The organism is Brachybacterium sp. SYSU DS0246 (assembly GCF_059391765.1).
Window position 1 is genome coordinate 88,388 of the sequence record NZ_JBZXYT010000014.1, and the last position, 18,855, is coordinate 107,242.

Here is an 18,855-nt window from a genome sequence, read left to right on the forward strand (position 1 = left end):
TCGCAGGTCGGTACTCAGCTGGTGAGGGCGTCGCGCCGGCTGCGCAGCGCCGCCAGGGCCCGCTCGGTCCAGTCGCGCTCGGCAGCCAGGGTGGCGTCGAGGTCGCCCTGCCAGGGCAGCCAGTGCTCGACGATCGCGCTGGGCGACCCCTCGGCGTAGACGGCACCGAGCTCGTGGTCGAGGTCGAGCAGTCCCTCCCCGAGCGGGGCGCCGGTGTAGGCGAAGCCCACCCATCCCTCCTGGCGGGTGAAGGCGAAGTCCTTGACGTGGAGGTTCACGGTGTGCGCGGCGCAGGCTTCGACGACCTGCTTCGGGTGCTCGAGCGCGGCGACGCAGTTGGCCGGGTCCAGGCAGATGCCAACTCGCGGCGAGCCGATCCGGTCGATCACCTCGAGCAGCGTCGCGGTGGCCACCTGCTCGTAGGTCTCCAGGGCGAGGGTGATGCCGGCGCCCTCGAGGCGGGGGAGGGTGGCGCGGAGCTCCTTGGCGGCGGACTCGACTCCGTCGGCGATCTCGTGGGTCTGGATCATTGAGCGCAGGGTGCGGGCGCCGAGCGCCTCGGCGATGCCGACGTAGCGGCCCAGGTGTTCCCGGTCGATGGTGCGGGTGCCGAGCTCGAGCTCGAGCCCGTGGGCGTCGGCGTGCTCGCGCAGGGCGGCCAGGCCGGCCGGACCCTCGGCCTCGATCCGGGGGTCGTCGCAGATCTGGAACACGTCGCAGCCCAGCTCGGCGGCGCGGTCGATCATGCCGGGGATGTCCAGCGGGTCGGGGTTGACGTCCTGGAACTCCCAGAACAGGGCGTAGGTGCCGATACCGATCTTCATGCGCGGGTCACTCCGTCGTGCGGTCGCGGTGTGCTGAGGGTCCGGGGCGCGAAGGGGCTCGCACCCCGGACGACGAGCACACTAGACCCGCGCCCCGTAATTGGTCAACCGGTTGGACAATCTCCGGGCCGTCGAGATGGGCCGGAGAGGGCCTCCCCGGTACTGTGTGGCACTGTGAGCACCCCTTCGCCAGCTGCCCCCGGGCCCGAGGACGACGACGGAACCGCGCCCCCGCGCTTCGGCCCCGGCCGTGCCGTGCCCGCCGGGCTCAGTCGCTCACCCAGCAGCGCCGTGACCTACCGTCTCCTGGACCTTCTGCTGGGCGAGTCGATGCGCCCCGGGGACCGCCTGCCGGGGGAGCGCGCACTCGCCGAGAGCCTCGGGGTGGGACGCAGCGCGGTGCGCGAAGCGATCTCCGCGCTCGAGGTGCTCGGCGTCGTCGAGACCCGTGCCGGGTCAGGAACGTATCTGCGCTCGAACACCTCCGAGCTGCTGCCCAGCACGCTGTCGTGGTCCCTGTTGATGGATCAGGAGCGCACGGCGGAGCTGAGCGTGGTGCGCGGAGCGCTGGAACGCTCGGCCGCCCAGCTCGCCGCGCTCAGTGCGAGCGCGGAGCAGAAGGCCGAGCTGGTGCGTCTGGTCGAGGAGCAGCGTGCGGCCGCGGATGATGCCGAGGGGTATGTCGCGGCCGACGTCGCCTTCCATCGCGTGCTCGCCCAGATCGCCGGCAACGGCCTGATCGGCGAGCTGCTGGCCACCACCCGATCCCTGCTGCGGGTCTGGTTCGACCGTGCCGTCGACAATCGCGAGGACATCGACCGTGCGATCGAGGAGCACGACGTCATCGCGCGCGCCATCGCCGCCGGGGACGCGACGGCGGCCGCCGAGGCGATGGAACGACACATGGCCACGGCGACCGAGCGCATCCTCCGGGAGGACACAGCGACCGACTGACCACCGAAGGCGGCCACGGCGGCCGCGCCGTCAGCGGGTCTCGTCCTCGATCGAGAGCAGGTCGCTGGCCGATTCGAGGTTCATCTCCTCGGCCGGCTCCTGCTGCATGCGCCGCAGGTACGGCTGGGCGCGCTCGACCTGGTGCTCGAGGGCGTTCACGGTGGTCAGCATGGACTCGTTGGCCTTGGTGCGGAACGCATCCAGGCCGTCCATGGTGGTGAAGAGGTTGTCGAAGGCCCGCTCGAGGGTCTCGGGGGAGACACCCGAGGTCGCCGCCTGCTCCTGGATGCGCACGGTGTTCTTCGAGAGCATCTCGGAGGTGCGGTCGATCAGGTCGTCGGTGGTGCGGTTGACCGCGTCGATCTGGTCCAGCACGATCTTCTGGTTCTCCAGCGCCTGGGCCGTGATCACGGCGGTGCGCAGCGCGGTGACGGTGGTGGTCCGGGCGCGATCGACCCCCTGGACGAGCTTCGTGTTGTTGTCCTCGATCAATCCCATCGCCATGTAGGCCTGGACGGTCACGGCGATCTGCGTGGCCATGTCCTGCCGGCGCTGGCGCACGGCGAACAGCACGTCGCGCTCCAGCGCGTCGGCCACCTCGGCCTTGCCCTCGGCGCGGGACCGCTCGGCGCGGCGCACCACCTGATCGTCGAGAAGACCGAGCAGGTGGGAGGCCTTCTGGAGGGCGCCGAGGTCCTCCCACAGGGACCGGCGCTCCACGGTGAGCTCCGCGTTGTCGCGCTGGAGCATCTCCTGGCCGCGACCCAGGGCCTGGAGCACCTCGTCGAGCTGCTTCTGGTTGGACTCGAAGCGCCGGAAATAGCGCTTGGCGCTTCCCATCCCCGGCAGGAAGGACAGTGCCTTCGAGGCGAAGGTGTCCTCCTGCGGGGCGAGGTCCTCCATGGTGGTGCGCAGGTCCACGAGGGACTTGGAGACGGACTGCTGGGCGTCGCCGCTGTCGCGGGCGTCGCGCAGGGACTGCTCCATGAAGCGCGAGGAGGTGGTGCTGGTGCGCTCGAAGGTGCGGCGGGCCACCGAGCCGATGGCCGCGACCTCCGCGGTGAACTCCTGGGAGTGCGGATTGAGCGAGGTGACGGTGTCGAGCCAGGAATTCGCCTTGGCCTCCAGCTCCTGGTGCTGCTCGGCAGGGAGGTCGGGCAGGAGGGAGACGGCCTTGTCCTCGCTGACCTCCTCCACGGGCTCGGAGGGGACGATCTCCTCGGCGGGTTCCGGCGGTTCGAGCTTGTCCATGGGGTCTCCTTCGGATCAGACGTCGATGATCGGGTTCAGGTGCTGGTCGGCGAAGCGTGAGCGCAGGAACTCGGCGTGGACGTCGAGGTCGCGGGAGACCCCGGCGACGATGTCCGCCTCGATGCGTTCGAGCCCTTCGTCCAGCACGCTCAGCTGCTGGTCGATGGTGCCGAGGTTCTCCAGCGCCTCCTGGCGGGCTGCGCCGGCGAAGGAGGCGAGGAAGCCGATGGTGTCCTCGGCGGCGTCGACCAGGTCCGGCAGGTACCGGGTGGCCATGCCCTCGAGCATGGTGACGTCGCCGTCGTAGGGACGCCGCGCCTGGATCGTCTCCGAGCCCACGAGGGTCTCGATGCGCTCCAGCAGGGAGTCGACGTGGTCCAGTGCGAGCCGTGCGGCGGGGTCGGAGGCGCGCTCACGCAGTGCGGTGGTGCGCTCCCGGGTGCGGGCCGCTGCCTCCAGGATCCCTTCGAGGGTCTCGCGCGTGGTCTCGGGGACGTCGGGGCCGACGGGGCTCAGCAGCGCCGGCTTCGGCCGCAGCGCACGCGCCAGCGCACCGCTGCCGCCGGCGACGAGCGCGCCCACGCCGAGGGCGACCCCGACCGTGTCGAGGGGGCCGGCGATGACGTTGCCGAGGCCGAGCACAAGGCTGGTGAGGCCGGCGGCGCCACCGGCGAGGAGAGGCGCCCCCACCCAGAGCAGGCCGCCCCGACGCCGCGGGCGGTCCAATGCGGTCTCGGAGGGCGGGTGGACGGTGCCCTGAAGCGGGCGCCGGGCGGGTCCCCACAGGTCCCGGCGCTCGGGCGTGGCCTTCCACGGCAGGTCGCGGTCGCCGGGCGCGACGGGATCGGGGGACGTGCCGTCCCCGGTGTCCGGCCGGTGGGCCGGGCGATCGTTCCCCTCGTGCACAGGTAACCCGATCTCTCGGAAGGCGGAGCCGGCGCGGGGCCCGGGAGCCGCCCGAGCGCCCCGTCGTCGGCTTGTCGGAAGGCTATCGCGATCGGCTGGGAGGGAACATGGCTGCGCCCTTCACACCCGGCCCTTCACGCCCGCCACGATGCCGGGGCGCTGACGCCGTCGCCCTTCACACCGCCGCGATGATCCTATAGGATCCACGTCGAGACACCGTCGACGTTGAAGGGACAGCGATGTTCACCGCGGAGAACTGGCCGATCGGGGCCAACATGCTGTCGTTCGGGAACACCACCTCGGACGGCACCCCGACCCTGGAGGCCCCGTCCTCCGTCTGGGCCTCGCAGCTGCGCCAGGTCAAGGAGCTCGGTGTCGACCAGATCGACCCCACCGATGCCTGGCTGCCGCTGGCCAAGCTCAGCGATGAGCGCCTCGAGGAGTTCCGCAGCGTGCTCGACGGGGAGGGTCTGTCGCTGTCCTCGATCTCCATGACGCGCAACTCCGTCGTCGACGCCCGCCACGGGGAGCAGAACCTCGCCGACGCGCTGCGGTTCATCGAACTCGCCCCGAGCTTCGGCGTGAGCGTCGTCAACACCGGCTTCATGCAGGCCCTCACCGAGGCCCAGAGCAAGGCCATCTGGTTCTGGCTCGAGGACGGCCACCACGACGATCCGGCCCTGCGCGACCTGGCCATCGAACGCATCCGCACCCTCGGGGATGCCGCGAAGGCGCAGGGCATCCAGGTCAGCCTCGAGATGTACGAGGACACCTACGTCGGCACGGCCGATGACGCCGTCGCCTTCCTGGCCGACGTCGACCACGAGGCCGTCGGCCTGAACCCCGACGTCGGCAACCTGGTGCGCCTGCACCGCGAGGTCGAGCCCTGGCAGGACATCTTCGAGAAGGTCCTGCCCCACTCGAACTTCTGGCACATCAAGAACTACACCCGCGACTACGACACCGCCACCGGCGCCTACTCCTCGGCGCCGATGCCGCTGAAGTACGGCTACATCAACTACCGCTCCGTGATCCGCCGCGCCCTCGAGCTCGGCTATACGGGTCCGTTCTGCTGCGAGCACTACGGCTCCGACTCCCTCGGCGTCATCGCCGAGAACGTGCACTACATCAGGCAGGTGCTGAGCTCGGCTCTAGCATGAGGCCCCGGGGCGCACGCCCCTGACGTCCGAGGAACGAAGGAGTTCTGATGGATCCCGTCCTGCTCATCGCGCTGCTCGTCGGCATCGCGCTCATCATCGTCATCGTCCTGCGCACCCGCCTGGACGCGTTCGCCGGCCTGCTGATCGCCTCCGTGGTGGTCGGTCTCATCGCGGGTCAATCGCTGCCGGCCATCGTCGAATCCATCAAGACCGGGTTCGGGAACACGCTGGCCTCCATCGGCATCGTGATCGGCCTCGGCGTGGCCATCGGCAAGATCCTCGAGGTCTCCGGCGCCGCGCAGGCCATCGCGATGGCGTTCCTGCGCCTGTTCGGCAAGGGCCGTGAGCCCTGGGCCATGACCAGCATCGGTGCGCTGATCTCGGTGCCGGTGTTCTGCGACTCCGGCTACGTGATCATGAACCCGCTGGCTCGCGCCATCGCCAGGGTCAAGCAGTACGGCTACGCCACCGTGGGCATCGCGCTGGCCGGCGGCATGGTCATCACCCACCACTTCGTCCCGCCCACCCCGGGCCCGCTCGGCGTGGCCGGGCTGCTCGGCGTCAACGTCGGCTCCGTCATCCTCACCGGCCTCGTGTTCACCGTGCTGATGATCCCGGTCGTCACCCTCTACGCGAAGTGGATCGGTCCGCGGGTCGAACCGGTGATCAATGCCGAGGTCCAGGAAGCCGTGTACGGCAACGTGCGCGAGGATCGCTCGGCCGTGGCCGTCGCGACCGGCGGCCCTGCGGGCGGCGGGCCGGGACCCCGAACCCCGGTCGCCGACGGGCCGGCGCCGGAGGGGCCCGACGGGTCCGACGGGTCCGACGGCGCGGCAGGCCTGGACGGTCTCGGGACCGGCGCCGAGCTCGGCGAGCCGCCTGCGGGGGAGCCGCCCCACCGCGTCGGCCCCGTGGTCGGGCTGCTGCCCCTGGTGGTGCCGATCGTGCTGATCGTGATGAACACGGTCGTCTCCGCCCTCGACATGGAAGCCCAGGGCGTGGCCCTGCCCGAGGACTACGAGCCCTCCGGATGGGCCGGGCCCTTCATCTTCCTCGGCGACCCGGTGATTGCGCTGCTGATCGGTCTGGTGATGGCCGTCTACCTGCTGCTGCCGCGCTGGACGCCGCGCAAGAAGAGCCACAAGTGGCTCGGCGACGCCGCGGCCGACGCAGGCCTGATCCTGCTGATCACCGGCGCCGGCGGCGGCCTGGGCCAGGTGCTGCGCGACACCGGTATCGGCGATGCGCTGGCCGAGGCGATCGGCGGGCTCCCGCTGCCCTCGTTCCTGCTGCCCTTCCTGATCGCCTCGATCGTGCGCATCGCGCAGGGCTCCGGCACGGTCTCCATGATCACCGCCGCCTCCGTCACCGCACCGGTAATGGGCACGATCGGCCTGGACCCTCTGGTCGCGGTGATGGCCTGCGTCGCCGGCGCCATGGTGTGCAGCTACTTCAACGACTCCTACTTCTGGGTCGTCACCCGCTTCCTCGGCCTCGAGGGCACCGCGGCCCTGAAGGCCCACTCCGGGATGACCACCGTGATGTGGGCGGCCTCGATCCCGATGCTGTTCGTCCTCAGCCTCGTCCTGGGAGCGGGCGGCTGACGCTGGCCACCCGGCCGGTGGGGCCCGCCCTCCTCTGCCCCACCGGCCCCCTGCCCCTGCCGATCCCCCGACCCCTGCCAGCCCCTCCGACCCGCACGACCGACCCATCGCAACCCACCAGATCCCGACCGGACGGAGAACCGACCCCATGACCCTCGAGAACACCAGGATCCAGCCCTTCCCCGACGAGCGCACCGCGATCGTCACCGGTGCCGGCGCCGAGCGCGGCATCGGCCGCCGCGTCGTCCGCAAGCTCGTCAGCGAAGGCTGGAGCGTGGTCGCCGCCGACCTCGACGGTGCTGCCGTGGAGCAGTTCGCCACCGAGCTGAGCGGCGAGCTCCCCGACGGGGCCGCTCAGAAGGTGATCGGCGTGGCCGTCGACGTCAGCGATCAGGCCGCCGTGGACGCCGCCTTCGAACGCATCGACGCCGAGATGCCACCCATCGCCGCCCTGGTGAACCTCGCCGGGATCCCCAGCCCGCACACGATCTTCGAGCTGACCGGCGAGATCTGGGACAAGGTCATGGACGTCAACGGCAAGGGCACCCTGCTGATGACCCAGGCCGCGGCGAAGCGCATGATCGACGGCGGCTTCGGCGGGCGCGTCGTGAACACCTCCTCGATCACCGCGCTCGACGGCGGCGGCACCTTCTCCAAGACCGGCTACGCCGCGGCGAAGGCCGCCGTGCAGGGCCTCACCCGCGGCACCGCCCGCGAGCTCGGCCAGTACGGCATCACCGCCAACGTGATCCTGCCCGGGCCCATCGACACCGACATCATGGGCGGCACCCTCACCGATGAGCGCAAGGAAGGCATGTCCTCCAACATCCCGCTGCACCGCGTGGGCCAGCCCGAGGAGGTCGCCGGACTGATCAACTTCCTGGTCAGCGAGGACTCGAGCTACGTCAACGGCACCTCCATCAGCGTCGACGGCGGCAAGCACATGCACTGACGGGCCGGGCCCCGGAGGTCCTCTTCGGGGCTCGCCCTGCCTGCCCTGCCCCGCGCCGTCCGGCGCCATCCCGCGCCGTCGCGCTCTCGGCGCCCCCACGTCACCGCCCCCACAGGAGAGCCCACCCATGGCCGATTCGACACTGTCCGGCGCCCTGGAATTCGCGAGGATGCTCGCCGCCGGCGGTCTCCGCCTGGACCCGCTGGAATCCGCTCCCTCCATCGAGGACATCCGCCTGCTCGCCAGGCGACGCCTGCCCACGATGGCCTTCGACATCATCGACGGAGCCTCCAACCACGAGCTGACCCGCGAGGCGAACGTGGAGGACCTGCGCGAGGTGCTCTTCCGACCGCGCTGGCTGACCGACATCTCCCACGTCGACGCCTCCACCACCGTCGACGGCATGACCCTGGATCGTCCCTACGTACTCGGCCCGCTGGGCCTGCAGCGCATGATCGGCGGCGAGGGCGAGCTCGGGGCGGTCCGCGCCGCCGGCAGGGCGAACATCCCCTTCACCATCTCCACGGCCTCGAACTGGGCGATGGAGGAGCTCGCCGACCAGGCGACGGGGCCGCTGTGGTACCAGCTGTACATGTACAAGTCCGAGGCCATCGTCTCCAGCCTCATCACCCGAGCCAAGGCCATCGGCGCCGAGGCGCTCGTGGTCACCGTCGATGTGCCCCTGAACGGGAAGCGGTACCGCGACCACCGCAACGGCATGTCGATCCCGCCGAAGATCACCCCCCGCAATGCCGTCCAGGCGATCCGTCACCTCGACTGGACCCGAGCGGTGATGCGGCCCCCGGCGATCGGGTTCCGCAACCTCAAGGACGAGATCCAGGGCGACAACGCCGTCTCGCACCAGGAGTTCGTCAACAAGCACCTCACCAACCTCACCCTGACCTGGGACAACATCGAACAGGTACGGCGTCAGTGGGACGGCCCCCTCTACATCAAGGGCATCCTCACCCCGGAGGACGCGCTGCGCGCGCTGAAGGTCGGGGCCGACGGGGTCTACGTCTCCAACCACGGGGGTCGCCAGCTCGACTCCTCGCCCAGCTCCATCCGCGCCCTACCCTCGATCGTGGACGCCGTCGACGGCCGCATGACCGTCGTGTTCGATTCCGGCGTGCGCACCGGCGACGACATCGCCAAGGCCCTCGCCGTCGGCGCGGACCTCGTCTCCATCGGCCGGGCCTGGGGCTACGGCAACGCCGCCGCGGGGGAGAAGGGCGTGCTGCGCGTGCTGGACATCCTCGACGGCGAGCTGGCGCTGGCCATGGGCCAGCTCGGCGCGACCAGCATCGACGCGCTGGACCGCAGCTTCGTCGACTACCCCGAGGCCTGGCACGGCCACGGCCGGCACCGCGAACCCGAGCCCGCCGACGTCACCGAGGAGTTCACCCCATGACCAGCACCTGGAAGCTCGCCGTCACCGCCGATTACGCCGAGGCCGACGGCACCACCGTCTACGGCGATATCGGCCTGGGCGCGCTCGCCGAGCACGGCATCCAGTGGTCCCTGGTCGGCGAGGGCGGCGTCCCGCTGCGTGCCGGGGAGCTCGAGGGCTACGACGCGGTGCTGCTGCTCAGCGGCACGCCGCTCGGCCGGGACCAGCTCGAGGGCGTGACCACGCTGAAGCATGTGGCCCGCTTCGGCGCCGGCTACGACTCCGTGGACCTCGCCGCGTGCGACGAGCGCGGGATCACCGTCACCAACGCCCCCACCGGACTGCGCGTGCCGATGGCGCACACCGCGCTGACCTTCATGTTCGCCCTCGCCCACAACCTGCTGCCCAAGGATCGCCTGGTGCGCGAGGCCGACTGGGACCGCAAGGCCGACTACCGTGGCCCCGGCCTGGCCGCGGCCACGATCGGCGTGATCGGTCTCGGCGGCATCGGGCAGGAGACCGTGCGCCAGCTGCGGGCGCTGGACCTCGAGGTGGTGGCCTGGAACCGCTCACCGCGTCCCGAGTTCTGCGCCGAGACGGGCATCAGCCAGCTCGCGCTGGACGAGGTCATCGCCCGCAGCGACTACCTCATCGTCACCGTCGCCGCGACGGGGGAGACCCGTCACCTCATCGGTGCGCGCGAGCTGGCGGCGATGAAGGAGACCGCGTTCCTGGTCAACATCGCCCGCGGCGCCGTCGTCGATGAGCCGGCCCTGATCACCGCGCTGCAGGAGGGACGCATCGCCGGCGCCGGCCTCGACGTGTTCGAGGTCGAGCCGCTCCCGGCCGACAGCCCGCTGATCGGCATGGAGAACGTGGTGCTCTCCCCGCACTCGCTGTGCTGGACCCAGGACTTCACCGATGCCGTCGGCGCCGAGGCGCTCGGCGAGGTCATCGCGATGGCTGCCGGCCGCACCCCGCACCACGTCGTCAATGCCCCGCGCGGTGGGGCTGCGGGAGAGCCGACCCTGGCGGGAGAGGCCTGATGGGCGAGCGCTCCGCGGCCGATGAGGCCCGCATCTGCGAACTCACCGCGCTCGTGACCGGCGCCGCCTCCGAGCGCGGCATCGGCCGCGGTGTGGCGCTGCGGCTGGCGCGCGACGGCCGCCCGCTGGCACTGCTGGATCTGGACGCCGACGGGCTCGCCGAGGCCGCCGAGCAGGCCCGCGCCGCCGGATCACCGAGCGTGGCCACGTCGCAGGCGGACATCGCCGACGAGGCCAGTGTCGGCGCGGCCGTCGCCGCGGTCGACGACGCTGCGGTCGCCCCGATCGGTACGCTCGTCAGCTGCGCCGGGATCGCGAACCCGACGCCCTTCCTCGAGCTGACCAGCGCAGACTTTCTGCACACCCTGTCGATCAACACCCTGGGCACGTTCCACCTCGCCCAGCGCGTGCTCCCGAGGATGCTCGAGCAGGGCCTGGGGCGGATCGTCGCGATGAGCTCGACCGCCGCGCAGGACGGCGGTGGGAACTTCTCGACCTCGGCCTATGCGGCCTCCAAGGCCGGCGTCGAGGGTCTGATCCGCGGGCTCGCGAAAGAGGTCGCCGGCACCGGCGTCACCACCGCCGCGATCGCCCCGGCCAACATCGACACCGACATCATGGGCGGCCGCCTCGAGGGGGAGCGTCGCGAGCAGTTCGTCGCCCGTACTCCCGTCGGGCGGCTCGGCACCGTCGAGGAGCTGGCCGAGCTGGTCGCCTTCCTCGTCGGCCCCCACGGCGGGTTCACCACCGGGGCGACCTACAACCTCAACGGCGGGCTGCGGGTGGGCTGAGGGGCCCCGGACACCGGGGCGCGCCTACGCTGGCCGACCGGCCAGTGAGTTCTTGGAGCAGCGTGGGACGACGCCTGGTCAACGCGTCGTGGCACGGCGTGATCGGGTGGTCCAGAGCAGCCCGATCGCCGCACCGAGCATGAGCACGCCGACGGCGGCGAAGGCGGCACGGTAGTCCGCGAGCCCGGCGGAACGGTCGGGGGCCAGCACGTCCAGCACCACCCCGATCAGGAGGACGGCGAGCAACGACGTGGAGTACCCGCCGATGTTCACCATCCCTGTGGCGGTCCCGATCGCCCGTGAGGAGACTCCCGTGCGCGCGAGGTCGAAGCCGACCGGACAGGTCGCCGCACCGATCGCCAAGGCGACCATCAGCGGCAGAAGCTGCCCGGCGGAGAGATGCCCGGGCGCGAGCAGAGTCAGGGTCCAGACCAGGGTGAGGATTCCGCCGGCGATCCAGCCGAGCCGAGCACGATGCCGGGGGAAGCGGCCGGTGAGCACGCCGATCATCGGGCCCACCGCCACCATGACGACGACATTGAGGGTCAGCAGCGTCCCCACCTCGGCAGGCGCGAGCCCATGGCCCTCGGTCATGAAGGGCACGCCCCACAGGAACAGGAACGAGTTCACACTCAGCAGCGTCAGCGAGTGCAGGAAGAACCCCGACCAGGCGGCGCGGGAGGTGAACACCTCCCGCAGAACCTGACCCGGGCGAGACGGCACGGGAACGGTGTGGCCGTCGTCCCCGGGCGGCTCATCCTGGACGACGGCGATCACCAGCAGCACGCTGACCAGCAGGAGAGCGGCCAGAGAGGCCCACGCCGTGGTCCATCCGGCCGCCACCAGCAAGGCGAGGAACGGTACCGCCGCCACGGCCTGGCCGAACTGGCCGATCATCGCCGCCAGCTGCGTGAACACAGGGACCTGACCCGAGCGGAACCAGGTCGCGGTCAGCCGCACCACGCTGATCAGCGTGGCGGCGTCGCCGACGCCGGTGAGCATGCGTGCGATCAGGGCAGTGGGCACGTCCGTGGCGACGGCGAGCAGCCCCTGCCCGACGGCCATGGTCACCGCCCCGAGGATCAGCATGCGGCGCGGGCCGATGCGGTCCAGCAGGAGCCCGGCGGGGATCTGGGCCGCCGCGTACGTTCCGAGCTGGACGACCCCGAACAGGCTCAGCACGGCGCCGCTGACATCGAAGCGCTCCGACGCCTCCACGCTGGCCACCCCGAACGAGGCGCGGCCGGAGACGGCGCACAGGTAGGCGAGGACACCGACGGCCCAGACGAGGTGGGCGCGGCCGAGGCGCGGTGCCGCGGTCACCGTGCTCCCGGCAGCACGCCGTCGGGTGGCGGCGTCTCGAGGATCGCCCGGTAGACGACGTCGACGCTGGGGGAGGAGGCCGTCCGCCGGTCACGGGTGGCGGCGACCTTCCGTCCCTCGCCGATCCTGCCCACCGGGATGACATCGAGCTCGCTGGTATCGGAGATGGTCGCCGCCAGTGCGTTCAGCACACCCACCCCGAGGCCGGCCTTGGCGAGATTCGCGACGGTCTGCGGCTGCTCGGTCTGCCAGGCCACGGGGATCTCCAGGCCCCAGGCGTGCAGTGCGCTGCCGGTGTCCGGATCGATCTCCGCCCCCGGTTGCGCCACTGCGATGAGGGGATGCTCGGTGATCAGGCACGGGTCCAGCCCTCCATCGGTCCTCGGGCCGAGCTGCGCCAGCGGATGCTGAGGAGGCACGATCGCGACGTAGCGCTCGGTCCACAGATGCACGCTCTCGAAGTCCTCGGGCGGCGGATCACCGGCCAGCGAGTGGATGGCGATGTGGAACCGGCCGGCGACGATGCCGGAGATGAGGTCCTGCGTGGTCAGCTCAGTCAGCTCGATCCGGATGTGCGGATGCTCGGCGTGGACCGCGGCGAGGACGGCGGGCAGGAACCCCGCGCTGACACTGGGATGGCAGCCGATCACGACCCGCCCGCGCGGGGTGCCGGTGTGCTGATCGACCACCTCCGCTCCGCGCTCGAGCGCCTCCAGAACCTTGCGGGCGTGGGGGAGGAAGGCCGTGCCGAGCTCCGTCGGCCCGATCGGGCGGTGGCTGCGGTCCACCAGCGTGCCGCCCAGGGCACGCTCGAGCGCTGCGACATGCGTGCTCACGCGGGACTGCGCGCGGTGCAGGGCGCGTGCGGCACCCGAGAAGCTTCCGTGATCGATGACCGCGACGAAGGTCTCCAGCCAGTCCGTCTGGTCGACGCGGGGCATCGCTTCCTCCTGGGGAGTGGTCGTCCTTGATCGCAGCGGGTCACGCTCGAGTGCACCCTGAGCTCGGGCCGCAGCATGGTTCCTGGTCAGAGGCCCGGTGTGACCCACATATCAATATTGTATATAGGATTTCCGGATCTCGGATCGCTCGGGGGGCGACCCCGGGTCCGGGCGTTGGTAGCGTCGAAGCACCTCGATGACGAGTGGCTCTCTCGACCCAGCACACAGCCGTGCGGGCGGTCGCTCCGCATCGATGGGCCTCACCCCCGACCCGCACGATGAAGTGGAGTCAGCCATGACGCGCACCGACCTTTCCTCACGTTCCGATCGTCCCGGCGTCGATCCCGCCGGCGCCCCCCGCGTCCCGCGGCGCCTGGTCTCCGGGATCGCCGGCGCCGCCGCTCTCGCCCTGGTCGCCGTCGGCTGCTCGGGCGGCTCGGGCGGAGGCTCCGTGGACGGCGATGCTCTCCAGGCCTGCAACGACGTCAACGCCGAGTACCCCAATGGCCCCGTCGAACTGATCGTCCCCTGGGCCGCCGGCGGCGGGACCGACGGCGTGGCTCGCCTCATCGGCGAGCAGCTGTCCGGCCAGATGGAGACGAGCGTCAACGTCGTCAACCGCACCGGCGGCTCCGGCGTCGTCGGCCACCAGGCGATGGTCGACGCAGAGCCCGACGGGCAGACCCTCGGCCTGGTCACCGTGGAGATCGGCATGATGCACCACCAGGGTCTGACCGAGATCAGCGGCGAGGACCTCACCGCCATCTCCCAGATGAACGAGGACGGCGCGGGGATCACCGTCGCCGCCGACGCCGAGTGGGAGAACGCGGAGGAGCTGCTGACCTACATCGAGGAGAACCCGGGGGAGGTGACCGCCTCGGGCACCGGGCAGGGAGGCATCTGGCATCTGGCCCTGCTGGGCATGCTCATCGACAACGACATCCCCGTCGACGCCGTGAACTTCGTGCCCTCCGAGGGTGCGGCCCCCGCGCTCCAGGAGCTCGTGGCCGGCGGGATCGACATGACCACCAACGCCCTCGGCGAATCCAAGACCATGCTCGACTCGGACCGCGCCAAGGCCCTGGGCGTGATGGGCACGGAGCGCGACCCCGCTTTCCCGGACGTCGAGACCCTCCAGGAGCAGCTCGGCTCCGACTATTCCATGACCGTGTGGCGCGGCATCGCCGGACCCAAGGAGCTCGACCCCACGATCGTCGAGGAGCTCGAATGCCACCTCGGTCTGATCGCCGAGTCCGATGAGTTCAACGAGTTTATGACCGACACCGGCCTGGGCGTGAAGTACGCGGGCGCCGAGGAGTTCCAGACCCTCATGCGCGAGGACGATGCCGCCAAGGGCGAGGTCATGGAGGAAGCGGGACTCGCCAAGTGAGCACCGCCCGACACAGCGACACGGCGGGGGCGATGCGTGGGAACGTCATCATCGGCGCCGCCTCCGTCCTGGTCGGCGCCGCGGTGATTCCCTACGGCGCCGCGATGCCCTACGTCCGCGAGGGGATCCCCGGGCCCGGTCTGTTTCCGATGATGATCGGCGGCCTGCTGGTCCTCTTCGGCGCCCTGCTGATCCTGACCAGCGTGCTCACCGCACGCCGCGAGCGTCGTCATCGCGACGAGCTCGCCGAGATACGCTCCGCCGCTGCGGCCGGTGGCCCGGCCATCGCGACGACTGCGGTGACCAGCGGAACAGCACCCACCGGGGCCGGTGGGCCGGGTGCGGACAGTGCGGCCGACGCGCTCGAAGACGCCGCGCCGGAGACCGGGGCGCAGCCCTCACCGGACACCGAGCCGGAGGCCGAGCCCCCGGAGACCGTGGCCGTGATGGATACCGACATCGGCTCCGACGGGGCGCGGCGCTGGATCAACGGCGCGATCCTCATGGGCGGCATCGTCGGGTACGTGCTGCTCGTCGAGACGCTCGGCTTCCCGCTGACCATGGCGCTGCTGGTGACCGCGATCGTGTGGTCGCTGCGGGCGAAGTGGTGGGTGGCCGTGGCGACCGGCGTGGTCACCGCGCTCGCCCTGTGGGCCATGTTCGAGCAGGGCCTGATGGTCCAGCTCCCCGACGGCATCATCCGGGGGTTCTGAGATGGGATACGACCTCCAGAGCGCCTTCCAGCTGGTCGCCGACCCCACCACGGTCCTCGTGGTCGTCCTGGCCGGGCTCTTCGGCCTGGTCATCGGCTCCCTGCCCGGCATGACCGCCACCCTGGCAGCAGCCCTGCTGGTGCCCTTCACCTTCTTCCTGGACCCGGTGCCGGCCATCGCCGCCATCATCACCATGTCGGCGATGACGATCTTCGCCGGAGACGTCCCCAGTGCCCTGCTGAGAATCCCGGGCACGCCCTCCAGCGCCGCCTACACCGAGGACGCCTTCGCCCTGACCCGGCACGGGAAGGGCGCCCTCGGGCTCGGTGTCTCCCTGATCGGCTCGGTGATCGGCGGTCTGTTCGGGTCCCTGGTGCTGATCTTCGTCTCCCCGGTGCTCGGGGAGTTCGCCCTGCGCTTCACCAGCTACGAGTACTTCTGGGTGGCCGTGCTGGGCCTGACTGCGGCCGTGATCGTCTCCCGGGGCTCCCAGCTCAAGGGTGCGATCGCCCTGATGGCAGGGCTGCTGATCTCCACCGTCGGGCTCGACGTGACCCTGGGCTACCCGAGGTTCACCTTCGGGGAGGAGCAGCTCTACCGCGGCGTCGACTTCATCGCCGCCATGATCGGCCTGTTCGGCCTCTCCGAGGTGCTGCGTGCCGTGACCGCCCGCCGGGGTGAGTCGATGCCCATCCCGAAGATCGCCGGTCAGGGCACGGTGCGTCCGGCCTTCAGTGCCCTGTGGCGGTACAAGGGGCGCGTCGCGGCGGGCTCGGGCATCGGCGGAGTCGTCGGGGCGCTGCCCGGGGCGGGGGCCGACATCGCGGCCTGGATCGCCTACGCCTTCACCCGTGCCACCAGCCGTCGCGGATCCGCGAAGAACGCGGCCGAGGTATCGGACGAACGGCGGGTGGAGTCCATCGCCGGTGCCTCCAGCGCGAACAACGCCGGCGTGGCCTCCGCCTACGTCCCCACGCTCGCGTTCGGCATCCCCGGCGACACCATCACCGCGATCCTGATCGGCGTGCTGCTGGTCAAGGGCATCACTCCGGGGCCGGACCTGTTCCTGTACCAGACGGACATGCTCTACGCGCTGTACATGATCTTCATCCTCGCCAACCTGCTGCTGCTGCCGCTCGGCTTCCTGCTGATCCGGGCCTCCGGACTGGTGCTGCGGATCCCGCGCTCGGTGCTGATGGGGCTGATCGTGGCCATCTCGATCTGCGGCGCGTTCGCCATCAACAACGGCTACCTCGAGGTGGGGTTGATGGTGATCTTCGGAGTGCTCGGGTACCTCTTCGAGAAGGGCAGCATCCCGCTGGCCCCAGTGGTGCTGGGCATCGTGCTGGGCCCCATCGTCGAGCAGAACTTCATGCAGTCGGTGATCAAGACCAACTGGGATCTCACCCAGTTCTTCACCCGCCCCATCAGCGCGGTCCTCATCCTGCTCGTGGTCGCGGCGATCGTCTCGGTGCCGCTGATGGGATGGCTGGGCCGACGCTCCGAGCGGGCCGCCGCGCTGCAGGCCGCCGAGGCCGAGCGGTGAGCGCGGCCTCAGGTGCGCGGACGCAGCGTCGTCATCCCCCCGTCGATCGGCAGCAGCACCCCGGTGGTCGAGCGGTTGCGCGGAGAGGCGAGGTAGCAGTGCGCCTCGGCCACCTCCTCCGGTTCGACCATGCGGCCGTGGGGCTGGCGCGCATCCAGCGCCTGCCGCTCCGCCACCGGGTCCTCGGCCTTGGCCAGCAGCCGGCCGATCCACGGCGTGTTCGCCGTGCCGGGGACGACGGCATTGACCCGGATGCCCTCACGCACCCAGTCCGCCGCCATGGCCAGGGTCATCGCCTGCACCGCGCCCTTGGAGGCGGAGTACAGCACGCGCTCGGGCAGTCCCAGCATGGAGGCGATCGAGGCGGTGTTGACCACCACGGCGTGCTCGGAGCGCCGCAGATGGGGGAGCGCGGCCGTGGTCACGCGGGCCACCGAGGTGACGTTCACATCCAGCACCCGCGCCCATTCCTCGTCGTCGTGGGCGTCGACCTGGCCCTGCGCCCCGATCCCGGCATTGTTGATCACGATGTCCAGGCCGCCGAGATGATGGGCCGCCTGGTCGACGGCGGCCTGCACCGCCTCGGTGTCGGTGACGTCGACCTGGATGCGCAGCGCCCCCTCGGGAGCGCCGGAGGGATCGAGATCGAGCGCCGCCACCGAGGCTCCGCGCGCGCTCAGGGCTCGGATCGTCGCCGCGCCGATGCCCGCCCCGCCGCCGGTCACCAGCGCCTTCAAGCCCTGGAACTCCGCGTCCTGGTTCGCCGTCATGGGCTCTCCTCCTCATCGAGTGATCGTCGCTGCAGGATAGGCGACCTCCCGCCCCTGGACCACCACGCTTCCACCACCCGACCCCTCGAAGGAGCATCGTGCGAGCACTCGTCCTGACCGACTACCACCGCCTGGAGGTCCTCGAGAGGGATCGTCCCGACCCCGGTCCCGGGGAGGTGCTGCTGCGGATCGCGGCCACCGGCATCTGCGGCTCCGACTTCCACGGGTTCACCGGCGAGAACGGCCGCCGCGTCCCCGGCCAGGTCATGGGCCACGAATCCGCCGCCACCGTCGCAGCCCTCGGGGACGGGGTCGATCCCGACGAGCTGCCCGTCGGCGCCCCCGCGACCTTCAACCCGCTGGTGGTGCCGCCGGAGCAGGCCGAGCAGTACCGCGGCCGCGAGCAGCACGCTCCCGGCAAGCAGGTCATCGGGGTCGCCCAGGAGATCCAGGCGTCCTTCGCGGACTACCTCGTCGTGCCCGCACGCAACGTGCACCTGCTGGATCCGGAGCTTCCCCTGCACCTCGGTGCGCTCGTCGAGCCCCTGGCCGTCGCCGTCCACGCGGTGCGCCTGGGCCGGCCCGATGCGGGAGAGAAAGTGCTGGTCATCGGCGGCGGACCGATCGGGCAGAGCGTCGTGATCGCCCTGCGGATGGCAGGGGTCGACCGCATCGTGCTCTCCGAGATGGATCCCGCCCGCCGGGAGCTGGTCGCGGCGCTCGGCGCAGAGCCCATCGACCCCTCTGCGGGCAGCACCGCCGACCTCGTGGCCGACGCGCTCGGCGGCCCGGCCGGCCTCGCCGTGGACGCCGTCGGCATCAGCGCCACCATGGCCGACGCCCTCTCCGCGACGTCGCTGGGCGGACGAGTCGTCCTGGTGGGCATGGGATCGCCCAGACTGGAGCTGCCGGCCTTCGCCATCAGCACCGAGGAGCGCACCATCCACGGGTCCTTCACCTACACCGCGCAGGATTTCGCCGACGCCACCGCCTGGATCGGGGCGCACGCCGACGATGTGGCCCCGCTGGTCAGCGACGTGGTGCCGCCCGAGCAGGCCCAGGAGTCCTTCGCGAGGCTGGCCGCCGGAAAGGGCCCGGCCGGCAAGATCCTGGTGAGCTTCGAGCAGGAGGACCCGTCCCAGCAGGAGGAGCACGAGGGGAACGCTGCATGAGTTCCCTGAGTCAACCTCTAGGCCGTGAGAGCGCTGCTGTGGTCGTTTCTGTCGGTTCTGCGCCGCTCGTGGATGGTGGGGTCGTAGCACGTTCCGTCGCGCCAGCAGGCGTAGATGATCCG

The 18,855-nt window shown here is 71.0% G+C and carries 17 protein-coding genes; 11 read left to right on the top strand and 6 right to left on the bottom strand.

The annotated features are described in order from the left end of the window. Nucleotides 1-14: 14 nt before the first annotated feature. Entirely contained in the window at nt 15-824 is an 810-nt protein-coding gene (locus AC5020_RS09010; RefSeq protein ID WP_464988037.1) for a sugar phosphate isomerase/epimerase family protein, read from the bottom strand. Between the two features lie 174 nt (nt 825-998). Between AC5020_RS09010 and AC5020_RS09015 the strand changes: the two genes are divergently transcribed. Next, the gene (locus AC5020_RS09015; protein WP_464988038.1) at nt 999-1,778 is read left to right on the top strand and encodes a FadR/GntR family transcriptional regulator; all 780 of its coding nucleotides are present in this window, start codon (nt 999-1,001) and stop codon (nt 1,776-1,778) included. A gap of 30 nt (nt 1,779-1,808) precedes the next feature. On the opposite strand, the gene AC5020_RS09020 is transcribed toward AC5020_RS09015, so the two are convergent. Beyond that, complete coding sequence (locus AC5020_RS09020) at nt 1,809-3,029, bottom strand: toxic anion resistance protein (RefSeq protein WP_464988039.1); 1,221 nt, start codon at nt 3,027-3,029, stop codon at nt 1,809-1,811. Between the two features lie 15 nt (nt 3,030-3,044). Further along, nucleotides 3,045-3,935, bottom strand: coding sequence for a hypothetical protein (locus tag AC5020_RS09025; RefSeq protein ID WP_464988040.1), 891 nt, complete (start codon nt 3,933-3,935; stop codon nt 3,045-3,047). Between the two features lie 239 nt (nt 3,936-4,174). On the opposite strand from AC5020_RS09025, the gene AC5020_RS09030 reads away from it, so the two are divergent. The 6 genes from AC5020_RS09030 to AC5020_RS09055 all read left to right on the top strand — a co-directional run bounded on the left by AC5020_RS09030 (nt 4,175) and on the right by AC5020_RS09055 (nt 10,878). After that, nucleotides 4,175-5,095: a sugar phosphate isomerase/epimerase family protein gene (locus tag AC5020_RS09030; RefSeq protein WP_377792428.1), complete on the top strand. Its 921-nt coding sequence runs from the start codon at nt 4,175-4,177 to the stop codon at nt 5,093-5,095. Nucleotides 5,096-5,142: 47 nt separating this feature from the next. After that, nucleotides 5,143-6,699 (top strand): GntP family permease, encoded by a 1,557-nt coding sequence (locus AC5020_RS09035; protein ID WP_464988041.1) that lies wholly within the window; start codon nt 5,143-5,145, stop codon nt 6,697-6,699. A gap of 148 nt (nt 6,700-6,847) precedes the next feature. Continuing rightward, nucleotides 6,848-7,651 carry an SDR family NAD(P)-dependent oxidoreductase gene (locus AC5020_RS09040; RefSeq protein WP_377792430.1) on the top strand — a complete coding sequence of 268 codons (804 nt, stop codon included), beginning with the start codon at nt 6,848-6,850 and terminating at the stop codon, nt 7,649-7,651. A 127-nt stretch (nt 7,652-7,778) separates the two neighbouring features. Beyond that, entirely contained in the window at nt 7,779-9,062 is a 1,284-nt protein-coding gene (locus AC5020_RS09045) for an alpha-hydroxy acid oxidase (protein WP_464988042.1), read from the top strand. Continuing rightward, nucleotides 9,059-10,087 (top strand): NAD(P)-dependent oxidoreductase, encoded by a 1,029-nt coding sequence (locus AC5020_RS09050; RefSeq protein WP_464988043.1) that lies wholly within the window; start codon nt 9,059-9,061, stop codon nt 10,085-10,087. Before AC5020_RS09045 ends, AC5020_RS09050 begins: the two co-directional genes overlap by 4 nt. Continuing rightward, nucleotides 10,087-10,878: an SDR family NAD(P)-dependent oxidoreductase gene (locus AC5020_RS09055; RefSeq protein WP_464988044.1), complete on the top strand. Its 792-nt coding sequence runs from the start codon at nt 10,087-10,089 to the stop codon at nt 10,876-10,878. Before AC5020_RS09050 ends, AC5020_RS09055 begins: the two co-directional genes overlap by 1 nt. Before the next feature lie 78 nt (nt 10,879-10,956). Here AC5020_RS09055 and AC5020_RS09060 read toward each other — a convergent pair whose 3' ends face one another. Both AC5020_RS09060 and AC5020_RS09065 read right to left on the bottom strand, forming a co-directional pair. Next, nucleotides 10,957-12,201, bottom strand: coding sequence for an MFS transporter (locus AC5020_RS09060; RefSeq protein ID WP_464988045.1), 1,245 nt, complete (start codon nt 12,199-12,201; stop codon nt 10,957-10,959). Then, nucleotides 12,198-13,142 carry a LysR family transcriptional regulator gene (locus tag AC5020_RS09065; RefSeq protein WP_377792440.1) on the bottom strand — a complete coding sequence of 315 codons (945 nt, stop codon included), beginning with the start codon at nt 13,140-13,142 and terminating at the stop codon, nt 12,198-12,200. Before AC5020_RS09065 ends, AC5020_RS09060 begins: the two co-directional genes overlap by 4 nt. Nucleotides 13,143-13,437: 295 nt before the next feature. Between AC5020_RS09065 and AC5020_RS09070 the strand changes: the two genes are divergently transcribed. Genes AC5020_RS09070 through AC5020_RS09080 form a run of 3 tightly spaced genes read left to right on the top strand, consistent with a single transcriptional unit; the run spans nt 13,438 to nt 16,791 of the window. Then, entirely contained in the window at nt 13,438-14,532 is a 1,095-nt protein-coding gene (locus AC5020_RS09070) for a tripartite tricarboxylate transporter substrate binding protein (protein ID WP_464988046.1), read from the top strand. Continuing rightward, nucleotides 14,529-15,245, top strand: a complete 717-nt coding sequence (locus AC5020_RS09075) for a tripartite tricarboxylate transporter TctB family protein (protein ID WP_464988047.1) — start codon at nt 14,529-14,531, stop codon at nt 15,243-15,245. The genes AC5020_RS09070 and AC5020_RS09075 overlap by 4 nt, the downstream gene beginning before the upstream one ends. A 1-nt stretch (nt 15,246) precedes the next feature. After that, nucleotides 15,247-16,791, top strand: a complete 1,545-nt coding sequence (locus AC5020_RS09080) for a tripartite tricarboxylate transporter permease (RefSeq protein WP_464988048.1) — start codon at nt 15,247-15,249, stop codon at nt 16,789-16,791. An 8-nt stretch (nt 16,792-16,799) separates the two neighbouring features. Here the strand turns inward: AC5020_RS09080 and AC5020_RS09085 are convergent, their stop codons facing one another. Next, a complete protein-coding gene (locus AC5020_RS09085; RefSeq protein WP_377018103.1) occupies nt 16,800-17,561 on the bottom strand; it encodes an SDR family NAD(P)-dependent oxidoreductase in 762 nt (253 codons plus the stop codon). A gap of 98 nt (nt 17,562-17,659) precedes the next feature. On the opposite strand from AC5020_RS09085, the gene AC5020_RS09090 reads away from it, so the two are divergent. Continuing rightward, nucleotides 17,660-18,733, top strand: coding sequence for a zinc-dependent alcohol dehydrogenase (locus tag AC5020_RS09090; protein ID WP_464988049.1), 1,074 nt, complete (start codon nt 17,660-17,662; stop codon nt 18,731-18,733). Nucleotides 18,734-18,855 lie beyond the last annotated feature (122 nt).

What these genes read in the sequence shown, in the direction of transcription:
- AC5020_RS09010 (WP_464988037.1), bottom strand. Translation starts at nt 824, where the DNA reads ATGAAGATCGGTATCGGCACCTACGCCCTGTTCTGGGAGTTCCAGGAC.
- AC5020_RS09020 (WP_464988039.1), bottom strand. Translation starts at nt 3,029, where the DNA reads ATGGACAAGCTCGAACCGCCGGAACCCGCCGAGGAGATCGTCCCCTCC.
- AC5020_RS09030 (WP_377792428.1), top strand. Translation starts at nt 4,175, where the DNA reads ATGTTCACCGCGGAGAACTGGCCGATCGGGGCCAACATGCTGTCGTTC.
- AC5020_RS09035 (WP_464988041.1), top strand. Translation starts at nt 5,143, where the DNA reads ATGGATCCCGTCCTGCTCATCGCGCTGCTCGTCGGCATCGCGCTCATC.
- AC5020_RS09040 (WP_377792430.1), top strand. Translation starts at nt 6,848, where the DNA reads ATGACCCTCGAGAACACCAGGATCCAGCCCTTCCCCGACGAGCGCACC.
- AC5020_RS09045 (WP_464988042.1), top strand. Translation starts at nt 7,779, where the DNA reads ATGGCCGATTCGACACTGTCCGGCGCCCTGGAATTCGCGAGGATGCTC.
- AC5020_RS09050 (WP_464988043.1), top strand. Translation starts at nt 9,059, where the DNA reads ATGACCAGCACCTGGAAGCTCGCCGTCACCGCCGATTACGCCGAGGCC.
- AC5020_RS09055 (WP_464988044.1), top strand. Translation starts at nt 10,087, where the DNA reads ATGGGCGAGCGCTCCGCGGCCGATGAGGCCCGCATCTGCGAACTCACC.
- AC5020_RS09065 (WP_377792440.1), bottom strand. Translation starts at nt 13,142, where the DNA reads ATGCCCCGCGTCGACCAGACGGACTGGCTGGAGACCTTCGTCGCGGTC.
- AC5020_RS09070 (WP_464988046.1), top strand. Translation starts at nt 13,438, where the DNA reads ATGACGCGCACCGACCTTTCCTCACGTTCCGATCGTCCCGGCGTCGAT.
- AC5020_RS09080 (WP_464988048.1), top strand. Translation starts at nt 15,247, where the DNA reads ATGGGATACGACCTCCAGAGCGCCTTCCAGCTGGTCGCCGACCCCACC.
- AC5020_RS09085 (WP_377018103.1), bottom strand. Translation starts at nt 17,561, where the DNA reads ATGACGGCGAACCAGGACGCGGAGTTCCAGGGCTTGAAGGCGCTGGTG.